Consider the following 9,946-nt stretch of genomic DNA (forward strand, 5'->3'; position numbering starts at 1 on the left):
AGTTCAACCGCGGGCCGGTGAATGTTCGGCATCAGCGCGGTGAATATCAGACCAACGTCGGAGAGCCGGACGACTCTCCGACATCAGTTCCTGGAAGGTTTAGATGCGATACAGCTTCACCAGTTCATTCAGTTTTTCGGTGACCGCCTCAAGGTCTGAAGCCATGGTTCTGACCCGCTCCGCCTCGGATACCACATCGTTGTTCCGGTTGGCGATGGAATGGATGTTCTCATTGATCTGAAGCGACGTGGCTGCCTGCTCTTCCGAGGCCGATGCGATCTGGTAATTCATTCGCGAAACCTCGCCGATGGCTGCTTCAACCTCACGGATTGCCTCGCCGGTTTCCCGCATTGCCCGGGTGGATTCGGAAGAGCGTGTACGCCCCATTTCCATGGATGCCTTGGTGGCTTCGGAGATTTCACTCAATTCGCCCACTGTCGTCCGAATCTGATCGGTAAACTCCTGGGTGCGAAGGGAAAGCGCCCTTACTTCATCCGCTACCACTGAAAATCCACGGCCATGGTCTCCGGCCCTCGCGGCTTCGATGGCGGCGTTCAGGGCCAGCAGATTGGTCTGCTCGGAGATCGCATTGATCGAGCCAACGACTGAGGAAATGGATTCGATTTTTTCGCCCAGCTCATCGACCCTTTTAGCACTGCTCTCCAGCGCCTCATCGGTTGCCTCAGTCAGTTTTGAGGCGTTAGCCATGGCTTCACCGCCCCGGTTGGCAGCGCCAGAAGCATTGCTGGCCGCATCGGACGCCAACTGCGCGTTACTGGCGACTTCCTGGATACTGGCGGACATTTCATTGGTAGCCGTGGCTGCCTGATCGGTCTGCACCTGCTGCTCGCTGGCAATCTGCGTGGTCGTGTCACTGACACTGGTCATGTCATCGGCGTTTGAGCGCAGCTGTTCTGACAGCTCACGGAGCTTGGCGATCAACTCGACAAACCGCTCGAGCATGTTATTGAACGACCCAGCCGTCACGCTCTTGTCTGCATCGTCGAGACGGGCCGTGAGGTCGTTATCGGAATCGAACCCGCGGATAATCTCGATAATCTGAATGGACTGCCTCTGCTCCGCGCCCATTCGGATTGCGAAGAAAACCAGAATCGCCGCCTCGAAAACCACGAACGCTGCGTGCAGAAACGCGATCGACCAGCTGCAGTCATAATTGAAGATCATCAACGCCATGTTGCCAAAGGATGCACCGCTCAGCTGCAGGCCCGTCAGCGCCAGGTGATGAACGGCAATGGTGCCTGCCGCGACCACCACGGGCAGCCAGTCCCGATAAATGATAACCAGAGCCAGGGCGGCAAAGATGTGGAAATGCATTTCAATGCGCCCCATCTGGGCCTGGATCATGATGGCCGAGAACAGCATCAGGCAGACCGCGAACAACGAGGACAGGGCCCGGGTTCCCCGCATGGTGAAATAACCGGCCGCCGCAATGCCGCCTACCAGTAAAGACGCGACCAGCGCAAAGGTTGTCGCCCCGTAGCCCATCGGGACCAACAGGCCAACCACCGGGATATGAGCCAGAAGAATAAACAACACCTGGCGATCGGTGCGTTCCCGGATTTCAACTTCGTAGGATTGACTTTTTACCGCTGTAGTCATATGGCACTCTCACTCTTATTTTCTTTCAGTAAGCGGCGAAGATCCTGTTCAACCAAGTCAAGATTCAGATCCGGTGAGGCGTAAACCAGTCTTCTCCGGAAGTCTGGTGTCACCACATGCAGCCTTGCACTGTGGGCAATCGAGTCATTCGGTGCACCACCCTGTTTAACGGCAAAATCGTTGTAAGCTGAAGCCAGTTTTTGAGCAGACTGGTGAGTTTCAGGCCTGTGGGACTTGAATGCCGCCCCAAGGCTTTCCGTCGTCTGTTGCAGTGTATCGGGCGTATCGTTTTCCGGGTCGAGGGTGACAAACAGGAACTCCACTGGCGCGTCCTTCAAGCGCTGACTCAAATCCAACAGGTTGACCAATTGGACCGGGCAAACGGTTCCGCACTGGCGATAACCAAAGAAAATAACGGCAAGCCCTTCCTGCGGAGGCTGGTAGCCGATCAGGTTTTCTCCCGGCTCATTGATCGCCATCCCGTAAAACCCGCTGTTGTTCAGCAGCGACGGCATCACCGGGAGCGCGAGTGCCAGCAGGAAAGCTGCGGCGAAAAGCAGAATACTTGTCGTTTTCCTGTTCACTTTTCCTGTCCGTGAAAGATCGGCGCAAGTTTGCAGAGAAGTTTGAAACCGGGCTATAGGTGCATTACGCAACGTTTAGCCCCTAGAACTTGCATTTCCAATCTTTTACGGACGCAAAAAGCGACAGATCTTTTTTTGTTGTAATGAGAAGTAAACTTTAGGGACAGGATTACATCTGGCGCTCGCCATAAAGTTGGGCGTATAGCCCTTCCCTGGCAATGAGCTCGTCGTGGTGACCCTCTTCAATAATCCGGCCATCTTCGAAAACACAGGCACGATCTGCCTGTTTAACGGCGCTGAGGCGATGGGCAATGATCAGCGTTGTGCGCTGTTTGAGGAAAGCTTCGAGGTCCCGATGGAGCTGAAACTCGGTTTCCGCATCCAGAGCCGAGGTGGCCTCATCCAGGATCACCACTGAAGGCTCTGACAGGATCATCCGGGCAATCGCCAGGCGTTGACGCTGTCCGCCCGACAGGCGCACGCCCTGTCGGCCGATAACGGTATCAAGCTGGTCGTGCATTGCCGCAACCGTGCCGTCCAATTGGGCGATTCGCAGGGCATCCCAGAGCGCGGCATCGGGCTTGTCCCGGCCAAGGGTCAGGTTCTGGCGAACGGTGTCGTTGAACAGCGCCGGGTGCTGAAGCACGGTCGCGACATGTTCACGGAGGCAGGGCAAGCCAATGCGCTCAACAGGCACTCCATCAATCAGCACCTCGCCCTGCTGCGGTGTGTACATGCCGAGGATGACCTGAATAAGGGTCGACTTGCCGCCACCGCTGGCGCCCACCAGAGCCACTTTTTCGCCGGGCGCCAACTCCAGATTGATGCCCCGGAGCACCTGCTCCTCGCCATAAGCGAAGTGGATATTGCGCAGGGTAAGCCCCACGGTATGACGGTCGCGGAACGGGTTCTCCAGCGCCGGATAGCGGGGCTCTTCTTTCAGATCCATTAACCGGTTGATACGCCCGAGCGCCGCATTGGCGGCGAACCAGGCGTACTGCATGTTGAGCATTTCCTGAACCGGCGTCAGCATGAACCAGAGGTAGCCGAAAATGGCGAACATCATGCCGATGCTCAGGTCGCTGAACAGCACGGTTACCATCGCGGCGGCCCGGAACGCGTCGACGCCGAACTGGAACAGGGCAAAACTGGCCCGGCTGGCTGCATCGCTGCGCCATTCGAACTGGATCGCGTGGTCCCGCACGTTGCGGGCGCGGTCGATCAGCTGGCGAAGGTAATGCTTTTCCCGATTAGCCGCCCGCAGTTGGTGAATCGCATCCAGGGTTTCGGTCAGGTCGCCCTGGAACTCTTCGTAAGCGCTGTTCTCCCGGCGCTTCAACTCCTTGACCCGCTTGCCGATCAGAATCGTGGCGAAGATGACCAGCGGATTGAACAGCAGAATGAGTAGGCCCAACTCCCAGTGCACCCAGAGCAGGACCCCAGCGGTACCCAGCACTGTCAGGCTCGCCACCAGAAAACGGCTGATGGTGGTACCCAGAAACTGGTCTACGGTATCCAGATCGGTAATAAAGTGACTGCTGATTCCGCCCGAGCCGCGAGTCTCGTACTCGGACATGGCCACCCGTTGCAAACGCCCGAGCAGGCGGGACCGGATGCGGAACACCACATCCTTGGAAACCTTGGAAAATTCCCGGGACTGCAAAACGTTGAACGACAGTGCCGCCACACGAAGCAGAAATGCCACCACAACCATCAGGCCGATATAGACCACCGGTGTTTCCCAGCTCCCCGGCAGGAAAGAATCCATTACCGGTAACACCGGGCCAGGCTCGTCCAGCAGCACTTCATCCACCAGAACCGGCAGCAGCAGTGGCACCGGCACACTCATCACGGTTGCCATGATAGCCAGCAGATTGGCACGCACCAGTCTTGGCTTGTGCTTGAGCGCAAGTCCAAAGATATCCCGCCAGGTGTATTGCTGCCGGGTTTCACGGGTGTCGATACCGGTTACGCTATTCTGGGGGTGTTCCAAGCAACCTCCGGATAATGAAATGTGCCCGGTTGGATACGCCCGGGAATTCACAATAGTCTACCTGTTAACTGGTTTGCTGCGATCAAAACCGACATCTGTCATCATGACTCAACGATTTTCTGATGGACCAGGACACAAGCACCTGTGAAACACGATTGCCACTATCACCCCGGCGACCCTGCCAAATGGCACTGTGGGGAGTGCCAGATTCACTACTGCAGCCGCTGCATGCCCGACGCCGATACCCGACAGCGTCGGGCCCTGTGTCCGCACTGCAGCAAGGCTATGCGATACCTGGGCGCCGCCACCGAAGTGGTCCCGTTCTGGCAGCGACTCGGCGCTTTCTTCCGCTACCCGTTCCATACCGATCCGCTGATCGTGATCGCCATCTGTACCCTGGTGCCGGTGGTAGCCCCCGCCAACCTGATCGGCATTCTGATCTGGCTGGTGCTCGCCCTGGCCTTGTTCAAGTACACCTATGCGGTGATCAACCACACCGCTGAAGGCCATCTGAAACCGCCCGCCGTGTCCGTCGCCTTCACCGGCAGCGGGTTCGATATCGTCATCCTGCAGTTGCTGGTCTTCGTGCTGATGGGCGGGCTGGTTGGCGCTGCCGCCATGCTCGGCGGCCCCATCCTGATGCTGCTGGCGCTGGCGTTCGTGATTCTCGCACTGCCGGCCAGCATCATGGTTCTGGCCATGGAGCGTTCGGTGGGCGCGGCGGTAAATCCGATGAATCTGGCGGTGCTGATCTCGCGAATTGGCACCCCCTATTTCCTGCTCTACGGCTACCTGATCCTGCTAACCCTCGCCTCGGGCGCGGCCCAGGACTTCGCGGTGAATCATTTTCCGTTCTGGGTTGCCCAACCCCTGGCCGGTTTCCTGAACAGTACCTTCACCCTGATCCTGTTCCACATGCTGGGCTACCTGCTGTTCCAGTACCAGGAAGAGCTGGGTTTTGCCTCGGATATCCAGGATGACACCGCCGGGCAGGACACCCATCAGCGCGACCGTAGCGCCCGCTTCGATGCCGATATCGACATGAACCTGAAAGACGGCAACTACGATCGGGTGCAGAGCATGTTGAAGGAGGCGTTGAAGCGAGATCGTGATCACGCCCTGAGAATCGGCCAGCTGTACCAGCTACTGACGGCCCGCCAGGACACCGACGAACTCTACCGTTACCACCCGCGCATTCTGGGCTGGCTGGCCGATCGCAACGACGGAGAAGGCATTGCCGGTGTGCTGAACACGCTCCAGCAGGCAGAACCCGGGTTCAAACTGGAGGATCCGGACCTGTCAGTGCGCTGCGCCCGGGCCCTGTACCACAGGGGCCAATTCAAGCCGGCGTTACGGGTACTGCAGGATTTCCACAAGCGTTTCCCGGACAGCGAACAGCTGGCACCGGCCTACCTGCTGGTGGCACAGACCCTGGCCAACGGGTTGTCCCAGTGGGAAAAGGCAACCGCCTTCCTGACATTTATCCAGAAGCGATGCGCTAGTCACCCACTACAGGAGCAGATTGCGACTTATCTCAGGCAGGCGGAGAACCGGGAACCCCTGAAGGGGCCAAAGGCCCGCTTCAGCGTGTCGGAGTGAGTGGATTCGGAAGCGACAATCAACGGAAACCGGTACCCCAGGATGGGGGAACCACGGACAGCTCAAGAGAGACACCGGACCTGCCTCACAAACCGCGCTCTGATGAGCTGTTCCGATTTTTGATATTTGGCAAGGCTGAGGTCTGAACGGTCGACTATTCTTTGCCCTTCCCGTAGCAGTAGGTGGCTTATGATTCGTAGTTCTCGCCTGAGGAATCTGGTGTTGGCGCTTGGCCTGACAACCTCCTCCCTCGCACTTGCGGGTTCGACAGACGATGCAATGGACCAGCTTAACGCCATCATGGCGGATGACGAGAAACGGCAGGCCAGCTACGAGGCGGGGCACGAGCGCATTCGATTCTGTGGTTATTGCCATGGCGAGGATGGCAATAGCAAGCGGGATTACATTCCGAATCTCGCGGCACAGCATCCGCTATACCTCTTCAACCAGTTTGAAAAGTTCCGGACCGGCACCCGCGAAGACTATGTGATGTCGAAACTGGCGAAGACGCTTTCGCTGGAAGAGCGGATTAACATCGCGGTTTACTACAGCCAGCAGACTGCCAAACCCCGGACCGGTAGCGACCCGGCCCTGGCAGAAACAGGCGGAAAGCTATTTGCTGGGCGGTGTGCGGCGTGCCATCAAAAAGACGCTCAGGGCTTTCGTGATATGCCGCGGCTTGCGGGGCAGCCGGCGGAGTATCTTGAGATTGCCTTGAAGCGGTTTCAGGACATGGATCCCGAGAAGCAAAGCACGCCCATGATTGGGATCGCCGCGACTTTGTCAGAGGGGGATATTAAGGCTTTGGCTGAGTATCTGACGGAGAGGTAAACCCGCGTAGCTCCATAATGAGCGGGTGGGAACGGAAAACCAGAAAACGCCCCCTGGGGATCGTTTTCTGGCCTGAAGTTAACACCAATTATGGCGGATCAGAACTTCACTCCAGCCCACAACCAGGCCTTGTCCGTATCGACACCAAAGTCATCGGCCGAGAAACTGGCGAACTTGGCGCCCACACTACGGTTCTCATCAATGGTATACGTCGCCCGAAGACCGAGTTCGCTGCCATAATCAACGCTATTCCTATCACTACTGAAGTCCCGATAGACCACCATCAGCTTGACCCCGTTGACCGAGGTCGCAACAGACGCATGGATATCCTGCAGGCCGTCCACCGGGGTTACCAGGAACTGATCGGTCCAGCCGTTCATGGCGTGAAGCGTCGCCAACGGTGTCTGGAACGCATTGCCGTCATCGGAGCCGAGGGTTCCCACACCCGCCTTAAACGTCACTCCCAAGGCTGCCAGTCCTGCGTCCAGGAGCCAGTAGTCCACATCAAAACTTTGGGGGTTGTCCCCGTAGTCGCTCTGGCGCGCATACTCAAGTGTGTAAACGGCCTTAGCCCCCTCGGTAATGACCGTTCCTCCATCGAAACGCAAGCCAAGGGTCTGCGTAGACAAAGACGGTAAATCGGTAAAGTCCAGCAGGTAGCCGTAACCCGTCACCGTGCCTGCGGCCAGCCCCTCATACTGAACATTGAGCACTGGAGCACGCATGCGGAAATCACCCACCGGACTCGCATCTGAAAAAATTCGATTGGCATTATACAAATAGCCTGCGGTTATCCGTGTATCCCGAAGCGAGGTGTTAATGGCGGTGAACCCGTCAAAGGTCTGCTCATTCTGACGCCAGCCAACGTTGCCGATAAAGCGATGGTTGTCCAGCGCAAGACGCTGACGGCCGTAGGTCAAGGTCGTATCCGCCAGACCGCGATAGCGCAGGTAGGCCTGGTTGACCTCGGTTTCTGTAGGGTCTGCCACCACCGAGTGGTCAACGGTGCCGTTGACGGTGCTGTTGTAGTTCTCATCACCTACCGCAGTGACGTTCTCAGCCTCCATGAATAACTCAAACCCCTGATACTAAGCAGTGCGGTAACCCAGGCGTGTGCGGATAGTGGAGGCTTGGGCATTATCAAGCGGATTGTCCTGGTCGACAAACTCGTAGCGATAACGGATATCAGCCGACGCTGTGCCGGAGGTCAGCGCATCGGTAATGCTTTGCGACGCCACCGGAGTCGCTGTCGAGACCAATAAAATGCCGAGCGGCAAAACCGGCAGCGACAGTTTCCGGGCGCGAACTGGAGAGCAGTGATCGTTTTTTCATCGGTATTGTACCTTGTGTGCTGGCTAACGGGTTGCTGACAAACAGAAGCGGATGAAGCTGTGCGAGTCTAGGGTGCTTCAAACCGTACCAACCTTGATGAAAGTCAGCCGAGAGTTCTGACCACCCGGTAAACGGCATATAACAGACCAAAATACCTATAAATAATAACAACCTACCCACGTGGTGGTACTTGTTTTAACCTCTCAATCGCTCGTGATGATCAATATCTGCGGATAAGTCCTCAAAAATGCGCGGCTTCCAGAACCTGCTGATAGTGGCGGGCCTTGGGCGTCATCTGGCGTTTCTCAAATTCTTCAGCCAGTAGCCGGCAGGCTTCAGTAGTGAGCAGTTCGTCACCGGTGCTTCTGAGCCGTTCAAAGGCTTTCTCCGCTGCTTTGAGGTCATGCTGTTTCAGGCTGCTGAACAGCACCCGGTTATGATCTTCCGCCGTTAATGGATGGTGAGGTTCCCCTTTAGCCAGATACTCCTGCCAGATGGCAATCGTCTGCTCCGGCTGGCGACGGCCAAGGGCATCATTCATCAGCTCCCTGGCACGGTCGCGGTATTGCGGCAGGTCTGGCCGGAGTTTGGCCAGGTGGTAGAGATGTTCCAGCAGGATGGGCCGCTCCGGATAATGCTCACGCAAGGCTTCGAACTGGCGGCGGGCCAGATCGAACTCCATCCGGCCGAGGCTGGCCATGGCCTGGGCATAACCGGTGGTGAACCGGGCATCCTGCTCTTCCTCTTCCGGCTCGAAGAATTCCTCGCGCACCTGCAGCCAGCTCTTGCCCAGCAGCCAGACCAGGCCTGCGCCGGCGATCAGGCCGCCAGCGTGGGCCATGTAGGCGATGCCGGTGGCACCGGCGTACCAGTAATCGTAGATTTCCTTGCCCACCCATACGGGCAGCAGGGCAATAGCCGGAGCACGGAAATAGTTGAAGTAGACACCGAGAAAGTAGAAGAAACGGATTTTCTGTAGCCCGTAGATGGCCACATACATGCCCATCAGGCCGGAGATCGAGCCCGAGGCACCCACGAGAGGCACATAGCTACCTGCAGAAACCGCGGTAAACATCAGGCCGGAAAGGGCCCCGCATACCAGGTAGGCAATCAGGTACCGGCCTGGCCCAAGGGCTTTCTCAACGGTAAATCCGAGCAGGAACAGGAAGATCAGGTTGCCGATGATGTGGCCCCAGCCGCCGTGTAGAAACTGGTAGGTAATCAGGGTATACAGCGAAAGATCCGCCGGCACCAGACCAAGCTGGTTGGCACTGAGTTTCTGGAGGTATTCCTGCTCGATGGCGCTGCGCTGTTCCTGCCAGTGCGCCCTTTCCGCCGGCGCCCAGATGACATCGCGATTTTGCAGCAGGTACTGGTAGAACTCCCGGTCCATCATCAGGTTGATGGCCAGCCAGAAGTTCTCGTTCTCTTGCCGGAGTTGCTGAAACTGCTGGAGCTCGTAGACCCGGCTTTCTTCGCCCTGGAACTGGATTTGCCGCTGCAGGTAATCCTCGTAGGCCGGTGCCTCCAGCTCGTAAAGATCGGCGGCCAGGTATTGTTCAACGGCCTGCTCGAGTTTGCGGCTGTCACCCCCCTGATAGAACAGAAAAACCAGCAGACAGGCCATGATCAGGCCAAGGGTTACCCAGGGCGGACGTTTCCAGTTGATGGCGTTTTCGGCGGGGATAATCAGCATGGGCGGTCACAATTCATCATAATCTGTCCCTGAAAGAGTGTTTTTTACCACACCCAGGCCTTCTTTTCGCGCTCAAATGGAATCCAGCGCAAAGGTCGTTGCGGGTCAATCCCGGAAAGGTGGCACACGCCACAGAGTCGGGAAAGCCCCGACAACCGGTTCGACTGTCATAGAGACGTCACAGAAATGACATTTAATCGGTTCCATCGACGGACTGTACCGGGCCAGATATCGACCTTTCGCCAATTGCCGTTGTTCCTGCTCCAGCCAATAGTGAACAGGAATAACAAG

9 protein-coding genes are annotated in these 9,946 nt (G+C 57.2%); 2 read left to right on the forward strand and 7 right to left on the reverse strand.

Features of this window, described 5'->3' with window-relative positions; translation table 11 throughout:
- Window positions 1-99: 99 nt before the first annotated feature.
- The 3 genes from KYE_RS10375 to KYE_RS10385 form a co-directional block, all read right to left on the reverse strand.
- Window positions 100-1,620, reverse strand: a complete 1,521-nt coding sequence (locus KYE_RS10375) for a methyl-accepting chemotaxis protein (RefSeq protein ID WP_008173039.1) — start codon at window positions 1,618-1,620, stop codon at window positions 100-102.
- Window positions 1,617-2,276, reverse strand: a complete 660-nt coding sequence (locus tag KYE_RS10380; protein ID WP_227497810.1) for an SCO family protein — start codon at window positions 2,274-2,276, stop codon at window positions 1,617-1,619. The genes KYE_RS10375 and KYE_RS10380 overlap by 4 nt, the downstream gene beginning before the upstream one ends.
- A gap of 97 nt (window positions 2,277-2,373) precedes the next feature.
- Entirely contained in the window at window positions 2,374-4,197 is a 1,824-nt protein-coding gene (locus KYE_RS10385; RefSeq protein WP_008173043.1) for an ABC transporter ATP-binding protein, read from the reverse strand.
- Between the two features lie 144 nt (window positions 4,198-4,341).
- Between KYE_RS10385 and KYE_RS10390 the strand changes: the two genes are divergently transcribed.
- On the forward strand, window positions 4,342-5,796 hold the full coding sequence (locus tag KYE_RS10390) for a hypothetical protein (protein WP_039881982.1): 1,455 nt from the start codon (window positions 4,342-4,344) through the stop codon (window positions 5,794-5,796).
- A gap of 189 nt (window positions 5,797-5,985) precedes the next feature.
- Window positions 5,986-6,627, forward strand: a complete 642-nt coding sequence (locus tag KYE_RS10395) for a c-type cytochrome (protein WP_008173047.1) — start codon at window positions 5,986-5,988, stop codon at window positions 6,625-6,627.
- A gap of 98 nt (window positions 6,628-6,725) precedes the next feature.
- Here the strand turns inward: KYE_RS10395 and KYE_RS10400 are convergent, their stop codons facing one another.
- The 4 genes from KYE_RS10400 to KYE_RS21960 form a co-directional block, all read right to left on the reverse strand.
- Window positions 6,726-7,694: an alginate export family protein gene (locus KYE_RS10400; RefSeq protein WP_008173048.1), complete on the reverse strand. Its 969-nt coding sequence runs from the start codon at window positions 7,692-7,694 to the stop codon at window positions 6,726-6,728.
- Between the two features lie 21 nt (window positions 7,695-7,715).
- On the reverse strand, window positions 7,716-7,865 hold the full coding sequence (locus KYE_RS21565; RefSeq protein ID WP_008173050.1) for a hypothetical protein: 150 nt from the start codon (window positions 7,863-7,865) through the stop codon (window positions 7,716-7,718).
- A gap of 335 nt (window positions 7,866-8,200) precedes the next feature.
- Entirely contained in the window at window positions 8,201-9,655 is a 1,455-nt protein-coding gene (locus KYE_RS10405) for a rhomboid family intramembrane serine protease (protein ID WP_008173052.1), read from the reverse strand.
- Between the two features lie 105 nt (window positions 9,656-9,760).
- A partial coding sequence (locus KYE_RS21960; RefSeq protein WP_227497811.1) for a hypothetical protein occupies window positions 9,761-9,946 on the reverse strand: 186 nt, incomplete at its 5' end.

Origin of the sequence: Marinobacter manganoxydans MnI7-9, assembly GCF_000235625.1 — a bacterium.
Classification (GTDB): Bacteria; Pseudomonadota; Gammaproteobacteria; order Pseudomonadales; family Oleiphilaceae; genus Marinobacter; species Marinobacter manganoxydans.